Genomic DNA, 24,563 nt, shown 5'->3' on the forward strand with positions numbered 1-24,563 from the left:
CCCGCTACTGCAATCCAGGCGCCGCCGGCGTCTCGAACCCGCGCTGCAACAGCAACGCCGACAACCGCGCACAGGTCTGGCGATCCGGCGCACCGAGCACGACCGACACCAGCCGGCGCTGGTCGCGCTGCGCGGTGGCGATCAGGTGCGCGCCCAGGCCCGGCAGCGAGCCGGTCTTCAGGCCGTCCACGCCGGGCACGCGGCCCAGCAGCAGGTTGGTGCTCGGGGCTTCGGCGGGCACGCCGTCGAGCCGGTCCTTGCCGGCCATCTCGAGCAGCGCCGGAAAGTCGCGCAGCACATGGCGCGCCATCGTGAGCATGTCGACCGCGGTGGTGCGCGCCGTGCGCACCAGGCCGGCGGGGCAGGCGAAGTGCGTGTCATGCATGCCCCAGGCCTGCGCCTGGCGGTTCATCGCCGCGACGAAGCTGTCGAAGTCGCCGCTGTGCCACGACGCCAGCGTGAGCGCCGCCTTGTTGGACGACACGACCAGTGCCGCTTCGAGCAGGCGATGCACGGGCAGCGGCGGCGCATCGGCCGCATACAGCGTGGCCGACGGATCGTCGCGCGCGGGCACGGGGTCGACGGGCACCTGCACGGCTTCGGCATGGCGGTCGAGCCGGTCGTCGCGCAGCTTCTGCTCGACCAGCGCGGCGGTGACCAGCTTCGACAGCGAGGCGGGCACAAAGCTGTGTTCTGAAGGCTGATGCGTCAGCAGCCGGTCGTGCGTGAGGTCGTACAGCACCCAGCTCGGCGTGGGCTGCGCGGTCTCCGCCGGCGAACCGGTGCGCCGGATCACGACGGCGGGCGGCTGGGGCATGGGAGGAAGCACGGGCGGTTTCGGCATTGCCGCGGCAGCAGCAGCCGCCGCTGCCGCGCGTTCGCGCGCGCGGCGTGCCTGTTGTTGCTGCTCCTTTTCCTTTTCTTCTTCCTGCAGCTCGGTCATGTTGCGCACGATCTGCCACAGCCCCGTGCCGTTGGAGCTCTTGAAGAGCACGGTGTCGTCGGTGGCGACCTGTTCGAGCAGCGCGCGCTCCAGCGCCTCCAGCGTGTCGAAGGCCTGCACGGTGGCGCCCTGCGGCAAGGCGGCAGCGAGGCGCTCGTGCAGCCGCGTCATGCACTCGCCCAGCAGGAACACGCGCGCCGGGTGGCACTGGACGATGGGCTCGACGAGCGCATCGTGGTGGCGCTGCGTGTCGTCGCCCAGCTCCTTCATGTCGCCGAGCACGAGCAGCTTGCGGCCTTGTTCGTCGGGCTGCTCGGCCAGCGAGGCCAGCGCCGCGGTCATCGACAGCGGGTTCGCGTTGTACGACTCGTCGATGACGCGAAAGCGCCTGTGGTCGAGGGTGAACGACAGCTCATGGCCGCGCCCCTTCACGGCGGCGAACGAGGCCAGTTGCTCGGGCACGCGGCCGCTGTCGAGCGACAGCGCATGCGCCACGGCGAAGCACACGAGGCTGTTGACGGCCATGTGGCGGCCCTTGGCGCCGAGCGTGTATTCGAAGCGCTGGCCGTCGCTGTGGGGGCGGCTGGCGCGGACGTGGCCGGTGGCCGGGTCGTGCGCGTCGAGCCGGAAGTCGGCCGATGCGGCGCTGCCGTAGGTCAGCACACGCAGCTCGCGCGCCCGCGCACGCTCCGCGAGGTAGTCGAAGTGGTCGGTGTCGGTGCAGATCACGGCCCAGGCGCCGGGCTGCATGCCCTCGAAGATGTTGGCCTTGCGCCGTGCGACGTCCATCACTGTTTCGCCTTCGCCCAGGTGCGAGGCCGTGATGTTCGTGAGCACGGCCAGGTCGGGCCGCACGCGCTTGATGTTCTGGTAGTCGACCGCGTTGATCGCGCTGACGGCCACCTCCAGGATCACCAGGTCGGTCTGCGCGGGCGCGTTGGCCAGCATCGACAGCATGCCCACGCGCGAGTTGTAGTTGTCGATGGTCGCGAAGCGGGTGTGCGTGGGCGCGAAGGCGTGGTCGAGCATGTGGCACACCGAGGTCTTGCCCGCGCTGCCCGTGATGCCGATGACCTTGCCCTGCAGCCGTTCGCGCGCGGCAATGCCCAGCTCCACCAGCGCCTGGATCGGGTCGTCGACCAGCAGCACCGGGAAGTCGGGCGCCAGGCCCGGCACGGGCTTGCGCAGCACCGCGCCGGCCAGCGTGGGCTGCATGCGCGCGACCGACTCCGACCAGTCCCAGTTGCGCTCGCCCTCGTTGTCGCCGAAGCGCTCGTGGGTCGCCAGGGTCCAGTAGTCGGAGGCGACGAACATCGTGGGCGGCGGCACCAGCGGCGTGTGGCCTTCGCCGCGCGTGAGCGAGCGAATGAACCAGCCCGGCGGCGGGGCCACATGCCATGTGCCGCCCGTCACGGCTTCGATCTGCGCGGCGTTCCAGGTCTGCCGCGGCTCGCCCGGCTGGTCGGGCGGCAGCGACGCGGGCGCGACGACGCGGTAGCGCGGCACCGCCGGGTAGCGCCACGTCGGCGCCGGCGAGGCCTTGCCTTCCTGCACGACGAAGTCGAAGAAGCGCGGCATGCGCAGGCGCTCGATGCGCTGGCCGGGGCCGATCAGGCCGGCTTCCATCTGCATGTCGACGTCGTACAGCCGCGTGGCCAGCGGCGGGCGCAGCACGTGGACGTCGCGGTAGACCTTGCCCGGCGTCCACCGGCTGACGGGATGGCGGCCCTGGCAGGGCGCGTGGCCGGTCGACAGGCCCCAGGCCGGCGCGGTGACGCAAGTGGCGGGGCGCGTGCCGATGTCCAGGCGCCAGTCGGTGTCGACGGGCGCGTCGGCCTGCCACCAGGTCTCGACGGTGAGCGGGCCGGGGCCGGTCATCTCGCGCGGGCGCACGCGCGCGCCGAGCAGGCGCAGCGGGCCCAGCGTGAGCGGGTGGGTGAAGCGGACGTCGCGCGGCACGGCGTCGAGCACCGCGTCGGCCAGCGGCTGTCGCGCGGCGGTGCGCACGGCCTCGGCCAGGGCCTCGTCGCGCAACGGCGCGCCGGCCGGCGACTGCATCAGCTTCAGGCAGGCCATGGCGTCGGCAAGCGCCTGCGCCGTGTCGCCGAAGAAGCTGCCTTCGGCGGCCGCTGACTGCGCGAAGAACATTGCACGCTCGGGCCCGGCGTGGCTGTCCGCGAGGCGCTGCATGCTGTGCAGCAGCGCACGGTGCAGCGCGACGCGGTCGAGCCCGTCGAGCAGCGGCTGTTGGGCGGGGTTGGCGTCGAGCCGCGCGACCAGTTCGGCACCGGCCGCCAGTTGAGCCGGCAGGGCCGCCACGGCGGTGGTCTGTGCGAGCGCGAAGTCGAGCGACGCGTGGAGGTTCTGCAGGCCGAACTGGAAGTGGCGCGGCTCGGGCCGGTAGCGCGCGAACGCGCTGGTGGCGCGGCACAGCGCGTGGTCTTGTGCGTTGGCGTAGCTGGCGGCGACGAAGTGCTCGAAGGCCTTTTCGACGGCGCCGAACCAGCGGCGGTTGCCGGTCAGCGCGTACAGGCGCAGCAATGCGACGACGGCCTGGTCGTCCTCGCGCGCATCGCCGGGCGCTTCGGCCTTCTCCGCCATCGACGGGTGGTGCAGCGCGTGGGCGAAGCGGCCGGAGATCGGGTCCTGCATGTGCAGCACGGTGCGCGCGAGCTGGTCGAGCAGGGGCAGGTAGCGCCGGTCGCGGCTGAGCTCGGTGTAGCGCACCAGCGCGCCGATGCAGGCGGCGTTGGCGCCCAGCGAGGTGTCGCTGCTGCCGGGCTCCACGAGGCAGGCGACGTGCGTGCCGTTGGGCAGCGCGGCCGGCCGGATCAGCGTGCGCGTCAGCCGCGCGAGTGCGCGGTGGATCGCGGCCTGCCGGGTTTCGTCCTGCGCGGGGTCCCAGGCGTCCAGCAGCGCGCGCACGGCGTGCGCGTGGTCGGCGGCGCGGGGGGCGTCGGCATCGGGCGTGCTCGGTGCGAGCGTGCCGTCCGCTTGCACGCGGGCGGCGAGATGGTCGGCGCCGGCCGCGACGAGGCGGCGCAGCAAGGCCACGTCGATGGGCTGCGGCTCGCGATGGCCGTCGGCGGCGAGGACGTGCACGCCGCTGGCGTCCACGTACACCGCGCGGGTCTGGAAGGCCCACACGGTGGTGTCGTCGTCGGTGGGGGCGTCGAGGAGGCGGTGGCGCTGGCTGTCGACCTGCGGGGCGAGCAGGGCGGACTCGCATCGCGCGTCGAAGGCCAGGCCTTCGGCGGCGGGGACGCCCAGGCTGTCCTTGAACGCGGCCCAGCGCAGCGGACGCAGGCGGCGGACCCAGTCGACGCGCAGGTCACGCGGCACGCCCGTGGCCTGCGCTTCGAGCGCCTGCGCGCCTTGCGCCCAGGCGGTCTCGAGGTCCTTGCCGCGTCCGGACAGCACCCGTGCCTGCGTCGTGCCGTCGCTCCAGGCGAAGAAGACGAGGCAGTCCTCGAGGCCTTCGGCGGCGTGCGTTTCGTCGGGGGTCGATGCGGCGTGCAGGCCCTGCCAGGCGCTGCCCAGAAGATCGGAGAGACTCACGGCGTTGTGTCCTGTCCTGCCCGACTCGCGGCGGGTGCGGTTACAAATGGCGTTCAGTCTAGCGTTACAGATACAAATTCCGCATGAGGCTTTCCATAGCTCCCTCTCTCCTCGAGATCCAGAACCTGCGCTTCGCGTACCCCGACCAGCCTGCGTTGGCCGACCGCTGGTCCGCCAGCATCGGCGAGGGCGTCACGCTGCTGTACGGCGACACCGGCAGCGGCAAGTCGACCTTGCTGCGCGTGCTCGCGGGGCAGCAGCCCGCATCGGCCGGGCAACTGCGCGCGGCCGGCGTGGCGCTCGACGCCGAACCCGCCGCCTACCGGCGCCAGGTCTTCTTCTGCGAGCCGGCGTCGGAAGCCTTCGACGCGCTCAGCGTGCAGGCCTGCACGGCCTTGCTGGGCGAGGGCGATGCGGGTTTCGACAAGGCCGAGTGGCAGCGCCTCGTCGAGGCCTTCTCTCTCGTGCCGCACCTGGAAAAGCAGATGTTCATGCTGTCGACCGGTTCGCGCCGCAAGGTCGGGCTGGCCGCCGCGCTCGCGTCGGGGCGGCCCGTGGTGCTGCTCGACGACCCAGTGGGTGCGCTCGACGCGCGTTCGATCCACGGCCTGTGGCAGGCGATCGAACGGCGCATGGCGCAGCCGGGGCGGGCCGTGGTCGTGGCGAGCAGCGAGCGCATCACGGAGGTGCCGCTGGCGGCGTGCATCGAGCTGCCACTGGGCTGATCAGCTGCGCGCTCAACGGGGCGGCGTGGCCATCACGTAGTTGTCGTGACGTTCGTCGCCGAGCACGAACTGCGTCAGCCCCGTCACGGTCAGCCCGTGCTTTTCGTAGAACGCGCAGGCGCGCAGGTTCTTCACGTTCACGGTGAGCCACAGGCCGTCGCTGCCTGTGCGCGCATGGGCGGCGCTGCGGGCTTCGCGCAGCAGCATCGACCCGACGCCGCTGCGCGCGAACGGTGACTGCACATAGAGCGTGCGCAGCTCGGTGTCGCAGCCCGGCGCCAGTGGCTGCGCGGCGCTGAATTGCAGCAGCGCGTAGCCCACGAGATGGCCGTCGACCTGCGCTACTTGCAGCGCGGCATCGGGCGCCTCAACCCATGCAGCGAACGCTGCCGGCGTGAAGGTCGACAGCACGTAACGCCCCAGCAGGTCGTTCACGCCGTCGGTGGCATAGGTGTCGAGCCAGACCTGAATCGCCAGCGCGGCGAGCGCGTGCGCATCGGCTGCGGTGGCGGGACGAACGATGACAAGCGGACGATTCATGGTGCGGCGCATTCTGCGGCAACCGCGTCACGTCGTCTGCAAGACCGACCGAAACCGGCTCGGCGGCGCACCGGCCGACTTGCGCATCAACCGCCGCAGCGCCGTGGCGTCTTCGTAGCCGACCTGCGCCGCGACCTGCTCGATGGTCATGCGGCTGCTCTCGATGAGCAGGCGCGCGCGGTTCAGCCGCACGCTCTGCACCAGCGCCAGCGCCCCCAGGCCGGTGGCGGCACGCACGCGCCGGGCCAGCGTGCGCTGCGACATCGCGAACTCTTCGGCCAGCGCGGCCACGCTGGGCGGCGTGGGCAGCGCGGCCTCGATGCGCCGCGTGAGCCGCGCGACCAGCTCGTTGCCGTTGGACAGCATCGACGGCACGACGAACGGGGCCTGCGCCTGGCGGCCGTCGATCAGCAGCACCTTGCTCACGGCCTCGGCCAGCGCGGGGCCGAAGCGCGTGCGCAGCAGGTGCAGCATGAGGTCCGACTGCGCAAAGGCCGCGCCCGCGGTGCTCACCGGCCCGTCGGCGCAGACCATGCGGTCGGCATCGACATGGCAGGCCGGTTCGAGCCGGCGCAGCTCGGGCGCCAGCCACCACGAGGTGGTGACGCGGCGCTGCGCCAGCAGGCCGGCTGCCTGCAACAGGAACACGGCCGAGCACGAGGCCGCGACCGCGCCGCCGCGTGCGGCATGGCGCCGCACCGCATCGATGGCGGCGCGGGCGTGGTCGTCGGTCAGGCGCAGTGCGAGGTCGGCCGGCTTGTCGACACCGAGGCCGGGCACGATCCAGGTCGAGCCGTCGGCGCGCGCGCGGCGGGGCATGGCGAGGGTGTCGACCCGCAGGCCGTTGCTCAGCGGCACGCTGCCGCCATCGGGCGACACCACGCGCCAGGTGGGGCGGGGCATCTGGTGGCGCGGTGCGAGCGTGGCGGCGGCCGCCAGCACGTCGAGCGTGACGGCGGTGCTGGTGGCGAAGCTGCCCGGAAGGACGAGAACGGTGAAATCGTGCATGGCAGAAAACGCCCGATAGGCGTCTGAATGGACACTGGCAGTCTAGTGCGTGCTCGGGTGCAATGGGCATCGTCGCAACACCGAAAGTGCCTTCGTGTCCCACATCCTTGCCCTTGCTCCTCACGGTGCCCACCTGCACGCTAGAGAGAACTCGCCATGACCGACCCGCTCGACGACTTCACCCGCCGCGAGATCACGCTCGACGGCGCCACCAAAGCGGTCTACGTTGCCGGCACCGGCCCGGCCGTGATCGTTATGACCGAGATGCCCGGCATCAGCCCGCACGTGGCGCGTTTCGCCCGCTGGGTGCGCGACGCCGGCTTCGCGGTCTACATGCCGTCGATGTTCGGCCGCGACGGTGCGGTGCCGGACGCGGAAGAGGGCGAGGCCGTGTTCCAGCGCGCCTGCGTGAGCGCCGAGTTCCGCGCCTTCGCGGGCAACGCCTCGAGCCCGGTGACGCAGTGGCTGCGCGCGCTCGCGCGGCTGGCGCATGCGGAGTGCGGCGGGCCGGGCGTGGGCGCCATCGGCATGTGCTTCACCGGCAACTTCGCGCTCACCATGATGCTGGAGCCGGCAGTGCTCGCACCCGTGCTGTCGCAGCCGTCGCTGCCGCTGGACAACCCCGGCGGCATCGAGATCTCGCCGGAAGAGATTGCCCAGGTGCGCCAGCGCCTGGAGCGCGAGGACTTGACCGTGATGGCCTACCGCTTCGAGGGCGACCGCTTCTGCCGGGCCCAGCGTTTCGCGGCCTATGCCGACGCGCTGGGCGACCGCTTCGTGGCCCGCGTGCTGCCCGACAGCGCGGCCAACACACGCGACCTGCCGTCGTTCTTTTCGCAGGTGGTCGCGAGCCCGCACAGCGTGGTGACGGCACACCTGATCGACGAGGCCGGCCAGCCGACCATTGCGGCGCGCGACGAGATTCTTTCGTTCTTCGCGCGCCGCCTGGGGGTTGCGGATCAGGCCCGTGCGGAAGAAGCGGCGCCGTCGGCCGGCAGCTGACCGGTCTTCTGTGCGCGACGGTCGAGCGCGCGGCTCCACAGCGCGATCGCCAGGCCCACGAGCGTGAGCAGCGCGGCCACCCAGCCCAGCGCGCGCAGCCCCGGGCCGTGGTCGATGGTCACGCCGCCGACCCACGCGCCCAGCGCGTTGCCGAGGTTGAAGGCTGCGATGTTGAGGCTCGAGGCGAGGTTCTGGCCCGCGCCCGAAGCCTTCTCGAGCACGCGCAGCTGCATCGGCGCCACGGTGGCGAACGAGGCCACGCCGAGCAGGCCGACGAACACCACGGCGGTGAACGGCGTACCGATGGTGAACTGCATCGCGCCGAGCACCACGGCCAGCGCCACCAGCGTGCCGAGCACGGCGGCCATCGGTGCGCGGTCGGCCAGCTTGCCGCCCAGGATGTTGCCGACGGCCAGGCCGCCGCCGAACACCAGCAGGATCGGCGACACGGCCGATTCCGACAGGCCGGTGACCTGCGTCAGCAGCGGCTGGATGTAGGTGTAGACCACGAACACGCCGGCAAAGCCGAGCACCGTCATCGCCAGGCCCAGCAGCACCTGCGGGCGGGCGAGCACGGCCAGCTCTTCGCGCAGCGGTGCCGGCTTGGCCTCGCCCTTCATGCGGGGCACGAAGGCCGCGAGCACCACGAAGGCCAGCACGCCGATCAGCGTCACCGCCCAGAAGGTCGAGCGCCAGCCCAGTTGCAGGCCCAGCCATGCGCCGGCCGGCACGCCCAGCAGCGTGGCGGCGGTGAGGCCGGTGAACATGATCGCGATGGCCGAGGCGCGGCGCTCGGGTGCCACGAGGCCGGTGGCCACCACCGAGCCGACGCCGAAGAAGGTGCCGTGCGCCAGCGAGGTGATGACGCGCGCGGCCATCAGCATTTCGTAGTTGGGCGCGAGCGCACAGGCGAGGTTGCCGAGCGTGAAGATCGCCATCAGCGCGAGCAGCACGGTCTTGCGCGGCAGCTTGCGGGTGGCGATGGTGAGCACGGGCGCGCCGACCGCGACGCCGAGCGCGTAGCCCGAGATCAGCAGGCCGGCGGCCGTGATGGAGACGTGAAGATCCGTCGACACCTGCATGAGCAGGCCCATGATGACGAATTCGGTGGTGCCTATTCCGAAGGCACCGGCGGTGAGGGCAAGGAGAGCGATGGGCATGATGCCTGTACTGTGCGGACGATCGGCCTCGATGACTAGAATGCCGCCAGTACATGCACTTGTGAATTCAAGTCACAGCTAAGGAAGCCCATGCCCCGCATCGACGTCAACCGCTCCGGCGAAATGGAGGCCTTCGTGCAAGTGGTGGAGGCGGGTGGTTTCTCGGCGGCGGCGCGGCTGCTGGACATGACGCCCTCGGCCGTCAGCAAGCTGGTGGCGCGGCTCGAGCTGCGCCTGGGCATCCAGCTGGTGCACCGTTCCACGCGCAAGCTGCAGCTCACGCCCGAGGGGCTGCATTTCTACGAGCGCAGCACGCGCGTGCTGGCCGACATGGACGAGGCCGAGCGTTGCGCCGCGGCCGGCGCGGCGCCGCGCGGGCGTGTGAGCATCAACGCCAGCGTGTCCTTCGGGCACCACAAGCTGGTGCCGCTGGTGCCGCGCCTGCTCGAGATGCATCCGCAGATCACGCTCGACATTGCGCTCACAGACCGCATCGTCGACCTGATGGACGAGCGTGCCGACATTGCGATCCGATGGGGCCAGTTGCCGTCGTCCGACCTGGTGGCGCGGCGCCTGGGCGAAACCAGTCAGTCCATCGTGGCCGCGCCGGACTACCTGGCGAAGTACGGCACGCCGCGCACGCCGCAGGAGCTGGAGGCGCACAACCGGCTGGGCTGGAGCTACCGGCGCAACACGCCCGACTGGCCATTGCGTGTCGATGGCCGCATGGTGATGCTGCCGGTGGCGGGGCCGGTGCGCGCGGGCGACGGCGAGACGTTGCGGCAGCTGGCGATCGCGGGGGCGGGCGTGGCGCGCTTGTCGCTGTATCACATCCAGCACGACATCGATGCCGGCCGGCTGGTGCCGCTGCTCGAGGAGTTCAACCCGGGCGAGATCGAGCCGATCCACGCGGTGTACATCGGCAAGGCCGGCACGCTGCCCGCGCGGGTGCGGGCGGTGCTCGACTTCCTGGTGGCGTGTTCGGGCGTGGGCGGCGGGCGTTACACGCTCAAGCGCACGGCGCCGATGCCGGGGAATTCGGCCGTCACCTGATCGCCGCGGCGGCAGGGCAGCACGCCGACCCACGAGCCGGTGGTGACGACGGTGCCGGCGGGCACGGTCTGGCCGTGGCGCGTGAGGTGGCGCAACCAGATGGGCAGCAGCCAGGCCGGATCGGCCAGCGGATGCGTGCCTTCGCGCACGACCGTTTCTGCGTCGCCGATCTTCGTTTCGCAACGCTGCGAGGCCCAGTCGACGGCGGCGTACGGTTGCCAGTCGCCGAGCACGAGTGCGCCGTGGACTTGCGAATCGGCCAGGCGCAGCAGGGCGGGTGTGGCGGCCAGGTCTTGCCAACGCGCATCGACGATTTCGACGGAGACGGTCATGGCGTCGATGAGCGCTGCCGAGTTGTCGTGGTCGAGTGCGGCGGCTTGGGCGGGTGTCACGTTCTGGCCGAGTCGCAATGCAATTTCTGCCTCGATGCCGGGGGTGTGGAATGTGAGGTCGCTGAAGTTGGCGGGGCTTTGGCGCACGCCGGACGGGGGCAGCGGGGCGTGGGTGAGTGTGGCGCTGCGGGAGCCGCCGCCGGACTTCCATGTCTTCGGGACGCCGTTGAACCAGCCGAGGGCTGCGGCTACGGCGTCTTGCACTTCGTAGGCTTGCGTTGCGTCTGGCAGGGCGTCAGTCCAGGGCGTGGCGTCGAGCGTGCGGTTGGCCTGGCGTGCGGCGATGAGGGCTTCGGTGAGGGCTTTTTGGTCGGGCGTCATTTTTGGATCTTCTCAGTTTCTTTGGGGTTCGTTCGTTCGGGGCGCGTGCCCAGGCCACCGGGTACTTCCCTCCGCGAATGTCCCCCGGCCTGCGGCCTCCTCCTTGATTTCGCTGCGGGAAGCACCCGGTGTCCTGGGCACGCTGGGCGCTGTCGTTGTGCTGGCTCGATCAACGACCGCCCTGAACACGCTCACGCCGATGGGGTGCCTTGCGCAGCGAAATCAAGGAGGAGGGGCGCAGCCCCGGGGGACATTCGCGGAGCAAGGCTCCCCGTCGGCGGGAGCGTCGCCCTGAACGACAACTGTCAAGTCTCGACCTGCACCTTGCCGTCCTTCACCACCTTCGCCCACTTGGCGATCTCCGTGCTGATGAACTGCTTGAACTTGTCCTGCGAACCACCGCCGTCTTCCGCGCCGTAGGTGTCGAGCCGCTCCTGCACATCGGGCATCGCGAGCACGGTGTTGACGTCGCGGTTCACTTTCTGCGCGATGGCCGGGGGCAGCTTGCCGGGGCCGGCCAGGCCGTACCAGGTGGTGGCCTCGAAGCCGGCAAAGCCTTGCTCCTGCATCGTCGGCACGTTCGGATGGCCCTTGGCGCGCTTGGTGCGCGTCTGAGCCACGGCCAGCACGCGGCCGTTCTTCACGTGCGGGGTGGCGGCGGTCATGGTCTCGAAGCTGTACTGGATCTGCCCGCCCATCAGGTCGGCCAGCAGCGGGCCGCTGCCCTTGTACGGCACGTGCAGCGCATCGACGCCGCCCTGCAGCTTGAACATCTCCAGCGCCAGGTGCTGGGCCGAGCCCGCGCCGGCGGAGCCGAAGCTCACGGTGCCGGGCGCAGCCTTGCAGGCGGCGACGATGTCTTTCACGCTGAGGGCCTTCTGGCCCGGGTTGGCGATGAGCAGGTTGGGCGTGACGCCCACGAGCACGATCGGCACGAAGTCGCGCTCCACGTTGTAGCGCAGCTTGGGCTGCAGGCTGGGCGCGAGTGCGTGGCTGTTGATGTGGGCCATGAGCAGGGTGCTGCCGTCGCTGGGCTGCTGCGCCACGTAGTCGGCCGCGAGCACGCCGGCGACGCCGGCCTTGTTCTCGACGATGACCTGCTGGCCCCACATCGTCGTGAGTTTCTGCGCGACCACGCGCGCGAGCGCGTCGGTGCCGCCGCCGGGTGGAAAGCCCACCACGATGCGCACGGGGCCCGTGGGCCACTCCTGCGCGAACAGCCGGGGCACGCCCAGCGTGGCGGCCGCGCCGGCGGCGGCCTGGATCAGGGAACGTCTTTGCATCTTCTTTGTCTCCGTCGGTTGGGGAATCCGATGCGTGCCGGGAGCCGCTTGCGCGGGCCCGGCAGGGTGGTGGGCCGCCGCATCGTTCGAGCGATGCGCTGCGGCCCGTGTGGGTTGGCGTGCGCCGGGTTCAGGCTGCTTTTTGCAGGCCGACCGGTGCAGCCTGGTGACTCGCGAAATAGTCCATTGCCGCCTGCACGCCGCTGCCCGCCAGCTTGATGCCGCTGAGCTTCATGCCCATCTCGACACCCGCGACCATGGCCACGAGCGTGAGGTCGTTGCTGTCGCCCAGGTGGCCCATGCGGAACATGCGGCCCTTGAGCTTGCCCAGACCGGTGCCCAAGGAAAGGTCGAAACGCTGGTGGATCAGGCGGCGCACGGCGTCGGCATCGACACCCTCGGGAGTGATCACGCCGGTGAGCACGGGCGAGTACACGGACGGGTCGGCGCACTGGATCGGCAGGCCCCAGGTGTTGACCGCGGCGCGCACGCCGGCAGCCCAGCGCTGGTGGCGCGCGAACACGTTGTCCAGGCCTTCGCCGAGGATCATGTCCAGCGATTCCGAGAGGCCGTACAGCAGGTTGGTGTTGGGCGTGTAGGGCCAGTAGCCGTCCTTGTTCATCTCGACGATCTCGTCCCAGGCCCAGAAGGCCTTGGGCAGCTTGGCGTGCTTGGCGGTTTCGAGGGCACGCGGCGACAGCGCGTTGAAGCTGATGCCGGGCGGCAGCATCAGGCCCTTCTGCGAGCCGCTCACGCAGACGTCGACACCCCATTCGTCATGGCGGTAGTCGGCGCTGGCCAGGCCCGAGATGCTGTCGACCATGAGCAGGGCGGGGTGGCCCGCCGCGTCGATGGCCTTGCGCACCGAGGCGATGTCGGAGGTGACGCCGGTCGAGGTCTCGTTGTGCACCACGCACACGGCCTTGATCTTCTTCTCGGTGTCCTTGCGCAGGCGCGCCTCGATGAGCTCGGCCTGCACGCCGCGGCGCCAGCTGGGCGCATTCGGCAGGTGGGCGTCGGTACCGGTGTAGGCCAGGAACTCGGTCGACAGGCCCAGGCGCGTGGCCATCTTCTGCCACAGCGATGCGAAGTGGCCGGTCTCGTACATGAGCACGTGGTCGCCGGGGCTGAGCGTGTTGGCGAGTGCGGCTTCCCATGCACCGGTGCCGGAGGCGGGGTAGATCGCGACCGGGTGCTTCGTCTTGAAGATCTCCTTGATGCCGCCGAGCACCTTCAAACCGAGCGTGCCGAACTCGGGCCCGCGGTGGTCGATGGTGGGCAGGCTCATGGCCCGCAGGATGCGGTCGGGGACCGGGCTGGGGCCGGGAATCTGGAGAAAGTGACGGCCGGTGGGGTGGATGTCGAGTTGCAGCATGGGCTCTCCTTGTGCGCTCAGTTTTGCATTCAAAATGCATTTATGTATGCTGGTTTATACCTATCAACCTTGGTTGTACCGGCTATTTTTTGCATTCAAAATGCAGACAAGGGAACCCCATATGACCGCTGAAATCATCGAAATCTCCAGGCTGGCCTTGCATGACCAGGTGGCGTCGCGCCTGCGCACCATGCTGGTGGAGGGGCGCATCGCGCCCGGCGCCAAGCTCAACGAACGCGAGCTGTGCCTGCAGCTGAACGTGTCGCGCACGCCGCTGCGCGAGGCCATCAAGTTGCTGGCGGCCGAGGGGCTGGTCGACCTGCTGCCCAATCGCGGCGCGGTGGCGGTGAAGCTCACCGAGGCCGACGTGCTCAACACCTTCGAGGTGCTGGCGATGCTCGAGGGCATGTCGGGCGAGCTGGCGGCCAAGCGCATCACCGACGAGGAACTGGCCGAGGTGCGCGCGCTGCACTACGAAATGATGGCCTGCTTCGCGCGGCGCGACCTGTCGGGCTACTACCGCCTGAACGCGCGCATCCACACGGCCATCAACGACGCGGCGGCGAACCCGGTGCTGTCGAACACCTACCGCTCGATCAACGCCCGCGTGCAGTCGCTGCGCTTTCGCACCAACCAGGACGAGACCAAGTGGAAGCACGCGGTCGAGGAGCACGAGCAGATGGTGCAGGCGCTGGCCGCGCGCGACGCGCAGGCCATGCGCAAGGTGCTCACGGCGCACGTGCTGCGCAAGCGCGACACCGTGCTGGAGCTGCTGCGCGCCGGGCAGATCTACCCGCAAGCCAAGAGCAAGAGCACCACCAACAAAGCGAGCTGACACCCCACCATGCGCATCGATCCCGCCAGCCACATGCAGCCAGCCGGAACCGTTCTTCCGCCCAACGACACCTGCGAACTGCTGGCGCGCCGGCTGCGCACCGACACGCAGGGCGAGGTGCTGTTCGACGACGGCTCGCGCGGGCGCTACGCCACCGACGCGTCGATCTACCAGATCACGCCGGTCGGCGCCTTCGTGCCCACGAACGAGCGCGACATCGCCACCGCCATCGACATCGCGCGCGACCTGAAGGTGCCGGTGCTGGCACGCGGCGGTGGCACCAGCCAGTGCGGCCAGACCACGGGCGCGGCGCTGGTGATCGACAACAGCAAGCACTTTCGCAAGGTGCTCGAGGTGAACGTGGAAGAGGGCACCGCCACGGTCGAGCCCGGCCTGGTGCTCGACCACCTGAACGCGCAGCTCAAGCCGCATGGGCTGTGGTACCCGGTCGATGTGTCGACCAGCGCGCAGGCCACGCTGGGCGGCATGGCGGGCAACAACTCCTGCGGCTCGCGCTCCATCGCCTACGGGAACATGGTGCACAACGTGCTCGGTGCGAGCGCGTGGCTGTCGAGTGGCGAGCTGGTCGAATTTGGTCCGCTGGGCACGCTCGGTGCGCGCGCGGCCGGCATAGCGCAGTTCGTGCACGGGCTGGCACAAGAGCACCGCGACGCCATGGCGCAGCACTGGCCCAAGGTGATGCGCCGCGTGGCGGGCTACAACCTCGACATCTTCGACAACCAGAGCGAGAAGCCGTACACGGCCGACGGCAGCGTGAACCTCGCGCACCTGCTGATCGGCGCCGAGGGCACGCTGGCCTACACGCGCAGCCTAAAGCTCAAGCTGGCGCCGCTGCCGCGCGCCAAGGTGCTGGGCATCGTGAACTTCCCGACCTTCCATGCGGCCATGGACGCAGCGCAGCACATCGTGAAGCTCGGGCCGACGGCGGTGGAGCTGGTCGACCGCACGATGATCGAGCTGAGCCTGGCCAACCCTGCGTTCAAGCCGACCGTGGAAACGGCGCTGATCGGCAAGCCCGCCGCCATCCTGCTGGTCGAGTTCTCGGGCGCCGACAAGGCCGCGCTGCTGCCGCAGCTGAAGCAGCTGGTCGAGCTGATGGGCGACCTCGGCCTGCCCGGCAGCGTGGTCGAGATGCCCGACGACGGTCGGCAGAAGAACCTGTGGGAAGTGCGCAAGGCCGGCCTCAACATCATGATGAGCCTCAAGGGCGACGGCAAGCCCGTGAGCTTCATCGAGGACTGCGCGGTGCCGCTCGAACACCTGGCCGAATACACCGACGCGCTGACAGAGGTGTTCGCGAAGTACGGCAGCCGTGGCACCTGGTACGCGCATGCCTCGGTCGGCACGTTGCATGTGCGGCCCATTCTCGACATGCGCGCCGACGGCGCGGCCAAGATGCGCGCCATTGCCGAAGAAGCCAGCGCGCTGGTGCGCAAGTACAAGGGCGCCTTCAGCGGCGAGCACGGCGACGGCCTGTGCCGCGGCGAATGGATCGAATGGCAGTTCGGACCGGTGATCAACGAGGCTTTTCGCGCGATCAAGCAGCAGCTCGATCCGATCGGCCTGTTCAACCCCGGCAAGATCATCGACCCGCCGCGCATGGACGACGGCGCGCTGTTCCGCTTTGCGCCGCCGACGGCACCGAAGCCGTACCGCCGCATCGAGCTCAAGCCCGTGCTCGACTGGTCGGGATGGAACGTCAACGCCGACCCCGTGACCGAGGTGACCACCGCGCCCGGCACGGGCGGCGACAGCACCGGCGGCCTCGCCAAGGCCGTGGAGATGTGCAACAACAACGGCCATTGCCGCAAGTTCGACGCCGGCACCATGTGCCCCAGCTACCGCGTGACGCGCGACGAGCAGCACCTGACGCGCGGGCGCGCCAACACGCTGCGCCTGGCGCTGTCGGGCCAGCTCGGCGCCGACGCCTTCACCAGCGAGGCCATGCACGAGACCATGGACCTGTGCGTGGGCTGCAAAGGCTGCAAGCGCGACTGCCCGACGGGCGTCGACATGGCGAAGATGAAGGTCGAGTTTCTCGACCACTACAAGAAGCGCCACGGCCACACGCTGAAAGACAGGCTGGTCGCCTACATGCCCGACTACGCGCACCGCGCCAGCCGCATGCCCTGGCTGCTGAACCTGCGCAACCGCGTGCCGGGCGCGGCATGGCTGGGCGAGAAGATGCTGGGCTTTTCGGCCAAGCGCTCACTGCCCGAGTGGCGCACCGACACCTTCTGGCGGGCGAAGGACGCGGTGGCGGCCGGCCTGTTTTCCGATCAGGCCTCGGTGCTGGCTGCCGCAGCGCGCGGCGAGAAGGTCGCCGTGCTGTTCGTCGACACCTTCAACGGCACCTTCGAAAGCGAGAACGTCTTTGCGGCGGCGCGCGTGCTGCACGCCGCGGGCTATGCGCTGCACACGGTGGAGAAGGGCGGCGGGCACCACTGCTGCGGCCGGACCTTCCTGGCCAGCGGCATGGTGGACGAGGCCAAGGTGCGCGCCGGGGCGCTGATCGACGCGCTGCTGCCGCTGGCGCAGGCCGGCGTTCCCATCGTCGGGCTCGAGCCCTCGTGCCTGCTCACGCTGCGCGACGAAACGCTGGTGATGGGCTTCGGCGACAAGGCGCAGGCCGTCGCGAAGCAGGCGCTGCTGTTCGAAGAGTTCATCGCCCGCGAACGCAAGGCCGGCCGCTTCGAACTCGCACTGAAGCCGGCCACCGCACCGATCCTGCTGCACGGCCACTGCCACCAGAAGGCCTTCGGCGCGGTGAGCCCGATCATGGAGGTGCTGAAGCTGATTCCCGGTGCCGAGCCCGAACTGATCGAAAGCTCATGCTGCGGCATGGCCGGCAGCTTCGGCTACGAGGCGAGCCACTTCGAGGTGTCGATGCAGATGGCCGAGGCGAGCCTGCTGCCCGCCATCCGCGCCAAGCCCAATGCGATCGTGGTGGCCGACGGCACGAGTTGCAGGCACCAGATCGGCGACGGGGCGCAGCGCGAGGCGGTGCATGTGGCGGTGCTGCTGGCGCGGCACATGATGCTCTGAGGCGGCTGCGGCTTTCTCTTTCGGAACTCAGAAGGGTGGCGAGACCACCTGGCGCCAGCTGCGGCGCCAGGTGCGGGAGTCCGGGCAGCCGTCACCGGCTTTCTGCGTGCCGCCCACGCCGGTGAGAAAGCCGGTTTCGTTGGTGCAGCTGCTCCTGGGCTTGCCGTCCGGCTGGCCTTCGTTGGGCTGGCCGACCATGTTGCGCGAGTTCACGTTGCCGCGCGTGAAGCCGCCGCTAGGGATCGAGACGACCGAATACGCGTCGAAGCTGCCGTTGCCATCCATGTCGAAGGAGTTCTTGTTCTTGCCGGTGAGGGCGTCGAGCACATAGATGATGTTGGGCAGGCTGCCCGTGGCCGTGCAGGACTCGATGCCCTGTTTCTTGTCCTCCGGCAGGAAGGACGAGACGATCACGCTGCTGCCCAGGTTGGCGAGGTCGCCGACCACGCGCTCGCCGTTGGCCATCGCGCCGGGGTGGGTGATGGTGCCGAGGTTCAGTTGCCATCCCTTCTTGGTTTTCCAATCGACGGCATTCGTGCTGAGCTGGTAGAAGTCCTTTCCCTCCTCGATGCCGGCGCCGGTCTTCGCCACAGGAATGATGGTTTGCGTCACGAGGTTCGAGGTGCTGAGCGCGACGGCGCCGGCCTTGTCGTCGCCTCCGATCGGGGTCTGGTCCCAGAGGCCGTAGAGGGCCTGCTTCGTGGCTGGCATGGCCAGGTCGTCTTCGTCGAGCAGGATGCCCGTGCCGATCACCACGATGGCGCCGCACTGCGAGGTGGCGCTGTAGGTGCAGGTGCTTCCGTCGCCCGGGTGGACCTGCCAGGTCGGCGCGGCATAGATGGGCTGCTTTCTGCCCTGTGGCGTGGTGAACAGCCGCCTGGGAACGGAGGCCGCGAACTTCGCGCTTCGCAGTTCGAAGCGCCACAGGTTGCCGTTGGCGTCGCCGGCGTAGGCTGCCACGATGCGGCGGGTGCTGTCCCGCACCGCGACCACGCCACCCAGGCCGCGGTTGCCGCCGCTGACCTCGCCGCCATAGCCCGTGGGGAGTTGAATGAACTGCTTGAGCTTGCCGGTGAGCGCCTCCACCACGTACAGCCCGACCTTCTGCGTTTCGGGGTAGTGGCCGTTGCCGGTCAGCATCACCCAGGTGCCGTCGTCCAGCTGGCCCGCGGCGGGGTTGTTGGTCACATGGCCCAGGTGGGGATAGTCCTTGTGCTTGTTGTTCACTTCCCAGAGGAAGTGTTCCTTGCCCGGGGTCCGGTCGGCGTTGTTCAACGGCGATTCCAGTCCGTACATGAAAGGGCCCGCGCGTCCGCCCGTGCCCAGCACCAGCTGGCGCCAGGTGTTCTTTTCGCCGGCCGGGGTCTGGCCGTTCCTGTCGTACACATCCTGCTCGACCAGCGGGCCGTCGAGCGTGTAGCGAAAGCGGAAGTTCGCGCCGGCGAGGTCGATCTGCGAGGCCATGGCGCCCTTGGGCATGAACGCGGCCAGCTCGCTGCCTGCAGCGTCGCTCCTGCCGGCGTTCAGCACATGGACCTTGCCGTTGTTGGTGGCCGCGAAGATGGTGGGAGGGCGCGTGGTCTTGAGCGCCTTGTAGTCGGCATAGGTGTCCTTGCCGTCGACCGCGCCGAAGGTGCCGTAGCCCATGTCGAAGCGTCCCCCCACGAACACCGGCGGTGAGTTGACCGAGGCGCCGATGGGCTGCCTGCGCAGCCGGTAGACCGTGCCGCCGACATCCTTCTGCGGGTCCTCGCCCAGCAGGTAGCGGACAAAGCGTTCGTCGGTGGACTGCTGCTTGTCGGCATTCAGCAGGGCCTGGAGATCGTTCGGCAGGTCGCTCAGCCGGGTGCCGTAGGTGAGCGCCGTGCGCTGGGCGCTCCCGGGGGCGTTGGGGTCGTAGTTCGAGAGGGCAAGGATCGTGCGCTTGTCCACGGCCGGCATCCTGGCATTGGCAGACCAGGCCGGCTTCGGCTTTCCTGCATCGTCGAAGACAGCGTTGGCGCCGTCGGCATTCAGCGCGAAGGCCTTGATGTCGCCGCTGTTGTCGGCTGTCTGGTATTCGGTCGTGTACTTGTACTGGCCCTGCAGCGTCTGGAACTCGTTGCTGTTGCCCGATACGGCCACGCCGGCGTCGTTGCCGGAGCCGACCATGCTGCTCAAGGCGTTGTCGAGCGCGCGGCGCACGTCCTCGCCCGAGTACACGCTGTAGGCACGGCCGCCGCCGGTGAAGCCGGCACGGATGAAGTCGTCGACGCGCCGGGCGTCGCCCGCGTCCGATCCGTCGAGGTTCAGGTTGCCGGTTGCCCACTGCGGCGGCGTGGCCGGATTGCCGGCGAGCCAGTCGCTGTTGTACTTCTCGATCTGCGCCCACGTCAGCCCTTTCTTGAGGGGTGAGTCGCCCGAGGGCGTGAGGCCCCAGCCGATGGTGTACGTGGTCATGTTCTGCCAGAAGGTGGGGTTGTGCTGGCCCTCCACGGGTGGCACGTCGTTGGACAGGGTGTTGGAGAAATCCGTGTGCCAGAAGTAGCGGGCCGTGAGGTCGGCGAAACCGTTGCTGCTGGTGCCGCCATCGCTGTAGGGGATGTAGAGGTTTCTGGCGCTCAACCTTTGGGGCAGGTCCAGGCTGTCGTGGGCAGGAGCGCCCTTGGGGTCGTATTTGAATTTCGCTGCACTGCCGGAAGGCTTGCCGTCGTAGTTGGTGCTGGCGGTCGTGGCTGTGTAGCGCGTGTCGATGTCTTGTGCCGTGCCCGAGTTCCAGGCGCCATCGGACAGCACGATGGCGTAAGCGCGTCTGCAGCTCAATTCGCCGCTCGTCACGTCGTTCGGATCGTTCTTCCAGGGGTGGGTCAGCGAGGAGGTCGCATAGGTCGCGGTCTCCTTGCCGGCGTAATAGTCGGCGGCGAGTCTCAGGGCGTTGTGGCTCGGCGTTCCTCCGTTGGGGACGATGTCGTAGATCCAGCTATAGAACCTGGACTTCCATTTCTGTCCCGAAGCGGTGGACTCGTCCTTGAAGTAGTTGACGCCGCTGACGATGTGCTCGGCGGGTTTGGCCGGGTTTCTCGGATCTACTTCCGCCACGCTTTGGTTGTATTGAACGTACCCGACCCTGAACTTGTTGTCGTAGCTCTGCATCGCCAGGCCCAGCGCGGTGCTGACGGCGAGTGCGCGGTTGCGGTACCACATGTACCAGTTCGCGATGTTCTTGCGCTCCAACGCCGCGGTGCATTCGTTGGCGCTCCCGCAGTCGGTTCGCCTGTGTCCGGGTGGCAAGGGGACATTGCCGACATCGAGCGCCCCGATGGTGCCAACTGTTCGATTGGCCTCGCTGGAACAGTCGTTGTTCTTGCACAGAACGTAGATGAACTTCTTGGTGCTTGTCGTCATCCCCGCTTCGTGCAAGGGCCTTCTGTCGGTGGACGATTGGTTGTCCACGAAAGAAACCGGGTTGGGCTTTTCCTTTCCGGTCGCATCGACTCTGGCGCTATAGGTGATCGCCGGGTTGTAGTACTGGGTGTTGATGTTGCTGGACCGCATCGAATACCACCCGAACTTGCCCTCGCAATTCTTCTCTGCTCCCTTGCACTGGTCGTTGACCGCATACCCGTCCTGCATCTCGTCGTCCATTGACCCGGAGTTGTCCAAAACGAACATCAGGTTGGGCTTGGCACCCGGCACGGCGTTGTACAGCGGGGTCTGGCTCGGCGTCGTGGCGGCCAGCGCGTCGCCGACGGGAAGAAGCGCCGCGCTCCACGCGGCAGCGAGACTGACGAAGGCTCGCCGCATGCGTGCAGCCTTGGCGGGTGCCGGAACAAGAAGCGGGCGCGTGGCGGTCATGCGGTTTTCCCTGCGGTTGAAAGTGGGGCGCTGAGGACGGCGTGCGAGATTCATCGCCAGCACTCCTTCGTCAGCAGTCCCGTGACCTCGTCATCCATGTCCTTCACACCCAGGCCGCTCAAGGTCAGCGTGCCGCAGCGGTCGCCGGTCATGCTGCCGGTGCGGGTGGCCTTGAGGATGTAGCTGGGTGGGGTGTCGCGCGCGAAGACGGCGATGGTGTAGTTGGCGGCGCCGGACTTCGGCGACTGCTGCAAGGCCTTGGGCAACAGGCTCTCTGCGCCTTTCTTCTGCTCGGTCTCCTCGCCGGCATCACCCGCGGCAGCGGTGTAGCGGTCGTTCGCCGAGTAGTAGCGCTGCATGAACTGCGCGGCCTCCATCAGGATGCCCTGGGCTTCGGCGCGCTTGGAGCGGCGCACGTGCTCCTGGTAGTTCGGCAGCGCGATGGCGGCCAGGATGGCGACGATCGCGACGACGACCATGACTTCGATCAGCGTGAAGCCGCGGCGGGAGCGCGAAAAAGCAGAAGGCAGGCGTGTCATGGCGATGAAGGTCATGAAGTCATTTGTCGCGCGTCAGCACGGACTGCAGCCAGGCTTCGGCGCCCTGGGTGGCGACGCCGGTCGACGTCTCGAACCTGGCGTTGTTGGCAAAGCCCCGGGCGGTGATCAGGTAGCCGGTCAGCTTGGGCGTCGAGGTGGTGGCGATCTTCTGGATGAGGCAGCGCGGTTCGATCTCCAGGGGCGTCGCGTCGACCGCGGTGCCGGTGGGCTTCTTGTTGACGTAGGCCTTCGGAACGACGATTGCGCCGTTGCCGACCCAGCTGGCCTTCTTGCGCCATGCCGCGGTTTCGTCGAACTCCGAGCCGATGGGGGTCGTGATGCTCCGGGTGCGCATGCCGACGGAGGCGTAGTCGGTGTAGTCCTTGTCGTCGCCGTCGAAGATGGCCACCTGTTCGCAAAAGCGCAGCGCGGTCTCCGCGGCCTCGCGGGCCACTTCGGCTGATCGGATGCCGTTCACGCTGCGCTCGCTCTGCGTGGCATTGCGGATCGCGAAGGTGCCGACCAGCGACAGGATCACGACCAGGACCAGCGTGACGATCAGGACCACGCCGCGTTCGTACGCACGGCCGGCGACGCGGCGCGGAAGAGGGGATGGCTTCGTGTTCATGGGGTGATCAGGCGGTTGCGCAGCAGCACCGTGGTGGTGAAGGTCCTGCGCAGGTAGCCGTCGGTGCTGGTGCGGTCGGTGTTGTCGCATCGCTTGTAGGCAAGGCCACCGTCGGGCACGTCGCGCACCGGCCGGTCGCTGCGCATCTGCAGGCACACGCGCACGCTCAGCACGCGGCTCCAGCGGTCTTCGGCGAGATCGGCAAGGACGCCGCTGCCGGGCAGGGCATCGACACCCGCGGCATCGAGGTACTTGACGATCTGGTGTCGCAGCGGGTCGTAGGTGGCCGCCAGTTCGATGCTGGGACGGCTGGCCACGCCGTACAGAATGCGCATGCTCTCGACGTTGGCGAGCAGCGGTTGCGAGGGGCCGATGGCGTTGACGGCGTCGCGCTTTTCCATGCCGCGGCAGGACAGCATCGGCGCCGTGCTCGCGTCTGTCACCAGATAGCGGTTGTCGGCCAGTGCGTAGTTGGCGGGTGGGGGCGCGCCGGGGGGCGCGCCGGGGGGCGGCGTGGGCGGCGGGTTCACCTGCGACGGCGTGAGGGCGTTGATGCCGTTGCCCAGGCAGTTCCTCGCCAGCTTGGCGTCGGTGCCCGTGGGCATGGTGTTGTCGGTGGTGGCTTCGTAGCGGATGGCGATGGCGTCGCTGCCTTTGCCCGTGCACGACAGCTTGTCGAAGGCGGCTGCGGCGTCGGTGAATCCACCGGTGCATCCGCGCACGGCGGGGCCGGCGTAGTTGCCCATCACCGTGGCGCCGTTGCTCGGGATGAGCTGCTGCGAATAGCCGGCCTGCTTGAGCTGCTGCTGGATCAGGTTGAGCGCGAGGATGCCGTCCTCGTTCAACTGCGTCTCGGCCTGCGACAGCTGGCTGCTGCGGCTGGAGGTCGAGAACGTGGACAGGGCGGCGGCCAGGATCACCAGCCCGATCGTCAGCGAGATCATCAGCTCGATCAGCGTGAAGCCGCGGGCCGCGTTGCGCGTGCGTGGGAGTGCAGTGAAGACGGTGCTCACAGCGTGACCCGGAAGTACATGCAGTTCACCTCTGTCGGGGCCGCGATGTTGGCGCCGGCGATGGGGCAGGTCTGGTGCAGCGCGAAGCCCGTGTCCTCCGCGATGGCGCGCCAGATCAGCCAGATGTTCAGCACGCGCGTGGCCGGCAGGCCGTTCACGCCGGAGGCCGCGTCGACCAGTTCCGTCGTGACGTAGGCCGTGCCGCCGGGCAGCCGGTTCCCGACATTCGTGAGCCACTGCGCGAGGTCGTAGGCGGCAATGGCCGCGCCACAGGTGTTGACCGGCCTGTCGGGAACGGAGGTGTCGACCTCGCACGCGGCGGGCGGCGGCGTGGGGTCCGTGGAGGCAGCCTCGCGCGTGCTGGCGTTGTAGGCCTTGGCGTGGGTGTAGCCGGCAAAGCCGGCGAGGTTGGCGCGGGCGCGTTCCGCGTAGTCGTTCACCAGGCTCAGGCCCGTGGCGCGCATGCGCGAGAACTGGTTGTACTTGAGGGCCGCCGAGGTGAGGCCGGCCATGCCGAACAGGCCGATGGCCAGGATGACGATGGCGACCAGCACCTCGATGAGGGTGGCACCGCGCTGTTGTGTGGGGCGCTTCATTCGTCGTTGCCCGAACAATCTTCGCCATCCGCGGCGTAGCGGATGCGCCCGGGCTTGCTGATGCACAGCGTCTTGCGTGCCCATGGGGTGGTACTGGCTGTTTCGAAACCGGGGGCCTCGACCGTGATGCTGTTGCTCCCCGAGCTCACCAGACCATTGGGCAGGAAGACAAAGCGGCCGGCTTTGCCCAGGGCAATCTTCGCGATGCTAGGCAGTGCGTCCTGTCGCAACAGCACTTCGTCTGTGGACTCGGAATAGGCGAAGTCGCCGTCGCGGTCGTTCTTGGCGAAGACGATCCAGCCGGCCGCGAAATCGCTGCCGCCCGAGCCGGTTTCGCACTCGACCTCGGTGCCTGCGCGCAATTGGCAGACGACGACGGGTCTTGCGCGGGCGATGGCTTCGGTGCGTGCGGTGCGCAACGAACCGGTCACGGCGTTGACGGCGTTGGACAGCCGCCATTGCACGATGAAGCGCGTCATCGAAGGCGCCGCGATGCCGATCAGGATCGCGAGGATCGCCAGCGTGACCATCAGCTCGATGGCCGTCAGTCCGCGCTGGTCGCGCAGCCGCGCCGGCCGCGAAGAATCGCGTGGCCTCATGTGCATGTGTCTCCCTGTTGTTTTGGAATTTCAGCCGACAACTTCTGGGCGCGAGACTAGGGGCCGATGCACATGTCCGACAACGGCTTGCCG

The 24,563-nt window shown here is 68.9% G+C and carries 18 protein-coding genes; 5 read left to right on the plus strand and 13 right to left on the minus strand.

What is annotated here, in order from left to right:
• Positions 1 to 4: 4 nt before the first annotated feature.
• Positions 5 to 4,501 (minus strand): Mur ligase family protein, encoded by a 4,497-nt coding sequence (locus tag AC57B8_RS25340; RefSeq protein ID WP_496481098.1) that lies wholly within the window; start codon positions 4,499 to 4,501, stop codon positions 5 to 7.
• Positions 4,502 to 4,584: 83 nt separating this feature from the next.
• Between AC57B8_RS25340 and AC57B8_RS25345 the strand changes: the two genes are divergently transcribed.
• Positions 4,585 to 5,226: an ABC transporter ATP-binding protein gene (locus AC57B8_RS25345; RefSeq protein WP_496481099.1), complete on the plus strand. Its 642-nt coding sequence runs from the start codon at positions 4,585 to 4,587 to the stop codon at positions 5,224 to 5,226.
• A gap of 12 nt (positions 5,227 to 5,238) precedes the next feature.
• On the opposite strand, the gene AC57B8_RS25350 is transcribed toward AC57B8_RS25345, so the two are convergent.
• A complete protein-coding gene (locus tag AC57B8_RS25350; protein WP_496481100.1) occupies positions 5,239 to 5,766 on the minus strand; it encodes a GNAT family N-acetyltransferase in 528 nt (175 codons plus the stop codon).
• Positions 5,767 to 5,793: 27 nt separating this feature from the next.
• Entirely contained in the window at positions 5,794 to 6,774 is a 981-nt protein-coding gene (locus AC57B8_RS25355) for a GlxA family transcriptional regulator (RefSeq protein WP_496481101.1), read from the minus strand.
• 156 nt (positions 6,775 to 6,930) lie between these two features.
• On the opposite strand from AC57B8_RS25355, the gene AC57B8_RS25360 reads away from it, so the two are divergent.
• Positions 6,931 to 7,776, plus strand: a complete 846-nt coding sequence (locus AC57B8_RS25360; protein WP_496481102.1) for a dienelactone hydrolase family protein — start codon at positions 6,931 to 6,933, stop codon at positions 7,774 to 7,776.
• On the opposite strand, the gene AC57B8_RS25365 is transcribed toward AC57B8_RS25360, so the two are convergent.
• The gene (locus AC57B8_RS25365) at positions 7,734 to 8,936 is read right to left on the minus strand and encodes an MFS transporter (protein ID WP_496481103.1); all 1,203 of its coding nucleotides are present in this window, start codon (positions 8,934 to 8,936) and stop codon (positions 7,734 to 7,736) included. The two genes, AC57B8_RS25360 and AC57B8_RS25365, sit on opposite strands and share 43 nt — an antisense overlap.
• Before the next feature lie 90 nt (positions 8,937 to 9,026).
• On the opposite strand from AC57B8_RS25365, the gene AC57B8_RS25370 reads away from it, so the two are divergent.
• Entirely contained in the window at positions 9,027 to 9,989 is a 963-nt protein-coding gene (locus AC57B8_RS25370) for a LysR family transcriptional regulator (protein WP_496481104.1), read from the plus strand.
• Here the strand turns inward: AC57B8_RS25370 and AC57B8_RS25375 are convergent.
• From AC57B8_RS25375 to AC57B8_RS25385, 3 genes are all read right to left on the minus strand, one after another.
• Positions 9,938 to 10,702 (minus strand): fumarylacetoacetate hydrolase family protein, encoded by a 765-nt coding sequence (locus AC57B8_RS25375; RefSeq protein ID WP_496481105.1) that lies wholly within the window; start codon positions 10,700 to 10,702, stop codon positions 9,938 to 9,940. The genes AC57B8_RS25370 and AC57B8_RS25375 overlap by 52 nt on opposite strands.
• A 305-nt stretch (positions 10,703 to 11,007) precedes the next feature.
• A complete protein-coding gene (locus tag AC57B8_RS25380) occupies positions 11,008 to 11,985 on the minus strand; it encodes a Bug family tripartite tricarboxylate transporter substrate binding protein (RefSeq protein ID WP_070060655.1) in 978 nt (325 codons plus the stop codon).
• A gap of 130 nt (positions 11,986 to 12,115) precedes the next feature.
• Complete coding sequence (locus AC57B8_RS25385; RefSeq protein WP_307638170.1) at positions 12,116 to 13,360, minus strand: pyridoxal-phosphate-dependent aminotransferase family protein; 1,245 nt, start codon at positions 13,358 to 13,360, stop codon at positions 12,116 to 12,118.
• Positions 13,361 to 13,481: 121 nt separating this feature from the next.
• Here AC57B8_RS25385 and AC57B8_RS25390 point away from each other — a divergent pair, with 121 nt between their 5' ends.
• Both AC57B8_RS25390 and AC57B8_RS25395 read left to right on the plus strand, forming a co-directional pair.
• On the plus strand, positions 13,482 to 14,195 hold the full coding sequence (locus AC57B8_RS25390; protein ID WP_307638171.1) for a GntR family transcriptional regulator: 714 nt from the start codon (positions 13,482 to 13,484) through the stop codon (positions 14,193 to 14,195).
• A gap of 9 nt (positions 14,196 to 14,204) precedes the next feature.
• Positions 14,205 to 17,261, plus strand: a complete 3,057-nt coding sequence (locus tag AC57B8_RS25395) for an FAD-binding and (Fe-S)-binding domain-containing protein (protein WP_496481106.1) — start codon at positions 14,205 to 14,207, stop codon at positions 17,259 to 17,261.
• A gap of 27 nt (positions 17,262 to 17,288) precedes the next feature.
• Here AC57B8_RS25395 and AC57B8_RS25400 read toward each other — a convergent pair whose 3' ends face one another.
• Genes AC57B8_RS25400 through AC57B8_RS25425 form a run of 6 tightly spaced genes read right to left on the minus strand, consistent with a single transcriptional unit; the run spans position 17,289 to position 24,470 of the window.
• Entirely contained in the window at positions 17,289 to 21,095 is a 3,807-nt protein-coding gene (locus AC57B8_RS25400; RefSeq protein WP_496481107.1) for a pilus assembly protein, read from the minus strand.
• 50 nt (positions 21,096 to 21,145) lie between these two features.
• The gene (locus AC57B8_RS25405; protein WP_496481108.1) at positions 21,146 to 21,649 is read right to left on the minus strand and encodes a type IV pilin protein; all 504 of its coding nucleotides are present in this window, start codon (positions 21,647 to 21,649) and stop codon (positions 21,146 to 21,148) included.
• 4 nt (positions 21,650 to 21,653) lie between these two features.
• A complete protein-coding gene (locus tag AC57B8_RS25410) occupies positions 21,654 to 22,262 on the minus strand; it encodes a PilX N-terminal domain-containing pilus assembly protein (RefSeq protein WP_496481109.1) in 609 nt (202 codons plus the stop codon).
• Positions 22,259 to 23,275, minus strand: coding sequence for a PilW family protein (locus AC57B8_RS25415; RefSeq protein WP_496481110.1), 1,017 nt, complete (start codon positions 23,273 to 23,275; stop codon positions 22,259 to 22,261). Before AC57B8_RS25415 ends, AC57B8_RS25410 begins: the two co-directional genes overlap by 4 nt.
• The gene (pilV, locus tag AC57B8_RS25420) at positions 23,272 to 23,871 is read right to left on the minus strand and encodes a type IV pilus modification protein PilV (protein WP_496481111.1); all 600 of its coding nucleotides are present in this window, start codon (positions 23,869 to 23,871) and stop codon (positions 23,272 to 23,274) included. Before pilV ends, AC57B8_RS25415 begins: the two co-directional genes overlap by 4 nt.
• Positions 23,868 to 24,470, minus strand: coding sequence for a GspH/FimT family pseudopilin (locus tag AC57B8_RS25425; RefSeq protein WP_492742858.1), 603 nt, complete (start codon positions 24,468 to 24,470; stop codon positions 23,868 to 23,870). Before AC57B8_RS25425 ends, pilV begins: the two co-directional genes overlap by 4 nt.
• Positions 24,471 to 24,563 lie beyond the last annotated feature (93 nt).

Source organism: Variovorax sp. BGA-UO-ETr-C22 (genome assembly GCF_059567965.1).

What these genes read in the sequence shown, in the direction of transcription:
- AC57B8_RS25345 (WP_496481099.1), top strand. Translation starts at nt 4,585, where the DNA reads ATGAGGCTTTCCATAGCTCCCTCTCTCCTCGAGATCCAGAACCTGCGC.
- AC57B8_RS25350 (WP_496481100.1), bottom strand. Translation starts at nt 5,766, where the DNA reads ATGAATCGTCCGCTTGTCATCGTTCGTCCCGCCACCGCAGCCGATGCG.
- AC57B8_RS25355 (WP_496481101.1), bottom strand. Translation starts at nt 6,774, where the DNA reads ATGCACGATTTCACCGTTCTCGTCCTTCCGGGCAGCTTCGCCACCAGC.
- AC57B8_RS25360 (WP_496481102.1), top strand. Translation starts at nt 6,931, where the DNA reads ATGACCGACCCGCTCGACGACTTCACCCGCCGCGAGATCACGCTCGAC.
- AC57B8_RS25365 (WP_496481103.1), bottom strand. Translation starts at nt 8,936, where the DNA reads ATGCCCATCGCTCTCCTTGCCCTCACCGCCGGTGCCTTCGGAATAGGC.
- AC57B8_RS25370 (WP_496481104.1), top strand. Translation starts at nt 9,027, where the DNA reads ATGCCCCGCATCGACGTCAACCGCTCCGGCGAAATGGAGGCCTTCGTG.
- AC57B8_RS25375 (WP_496481105.1), bottom strand. Translation starts at nt 10,702, where the DNA reads ATGACGCCCGACCAAAAAGCCCTCACCGAAGCCCTCATCGCCGCACGC.
- AC57B8_RS25380 (WP_070060655.1), bottom strand. Translation starts at nt 11,985, where the DNA reads ATGCAAAGACGTTCCCTGATCCAGGCCGCCGCCGGCGCGGCCGCCACG.
- AC57B8_RS25385 (WP_307638170.1), bottom strand. Translation starts at nt 13,360, where the DNA reads ATGCTGCAACTCGACATCCACCCCACCGGCCGTCACTTTCTCCAGATT.
- AC57B8_RS25390 (WP_307638171.1), top strand. Translation starts at nt 13,482, where the DNA reads ATGACCGCTGAAATCATCGAAATCTCCAGGCTGGCCTTGCATGACCAG.
- AC57B8_RS25395 (WP_496481106.1), top strand. Translation starts at nt 14,205, where the DNA reads ATGCGCATCGATCCCGCCAGCCACATGCAGCCAGCCGGAACCGTTCTT.
- AC57B8_RS25400 (WP_496481107.1), bottom strand. Translation starts at nt 21,095, where the DNA reads ATGACCGCCACGCGCCCGCTTCTTGTTCCGGCACCCGCCAAGGCTGCA.
- AC57B8_RS25405 (WP_496481108.1), bottom strand. Translation starts at nt 21,649, where the DNA reads ATGACCTTCATCGCCATGACACGCCTGCCTTCTGCTTTTTCGCGCTCC.
- AC57B8_RS25410 (WP_496481109.1), bottom strand. Translation starts at nt 22,262, where the DNA reads ATGAACACGAAGCCATCCCCTCTTCCGCGCCGCGTCGCCGGCCGTGCG.
- pilV (WP_496481111.1), bottom strand. Translation starts at nt 23,871, where the DNA reads ATGAAGCGCCCCACACAACAGCGCGGTGCCACCCTCATCGAGGTGCTG.
- AC57B8_RS25425 (WP_492742858.1), bottom strand. Translation starts at nt 24,470, where the DNA reads ATGAGGCCACGCGATTCTTCGCGGCCGGCGCGGCTGCGCGACCAGCGC.